Source organism: Cupriavidus sp. 01L45, from assembly GCF_056399885.1.
The window spans coordinates 1-355 of record NZ_JBFTSG010000196.1 but is presented as its reverse complement, the minus strand read 5'-3'; the positions used below and the strand labels follow the sequence as shown (position 1 = coordinate 355).

The following is a 355-nucleotide window of genomic DNA, read 5'->3' as shown; positions in this document are numbered from 1 at the left end:
GACTACCACCCTCGCCATCAAGGACCTGTCCGTCACCGAAGAACTCGACGCCCGCGCCATGCGCGCCGTGCGCGGCGGCTTCGTGCCCTTCCTGCCCGTGTTCAGCGCGGTCAAGATCGACTCGACCTTCAACGCCTCGCAGCTGATCGGCCAGACGCAGAACGTCGTCAACATGAACGGCAACAACACGGCCTTCGCGGACGACATCAAGTCGCATGTCCACTCGACCCAGAACGCCCARAACAACATCTATTGAGCCKCGGGCTACCGCCCAGGCTGAATTCGCAAGCTACTGCATTTCCCGGAGAACTGCCATGACTACCACCCTCGCCATCAAAGACCTGTCCGTCACCGA

Annotated in this window: 1 protein-coding gene; it reads left to right on the top strand. The window is 61.2% G+C overall.

Going from position 1 to position 355, the window contains the following annotated elements:
* The coding region (locus AC1DT6_RS40690; RefSeq protein WP_477115639.1) for a hypothetical protein at window positions 1-256 on the top strand (256 nt) is incomplete at its 5' end.
* Window positions 257-355 lie beyond the last annotated feature (99 nt).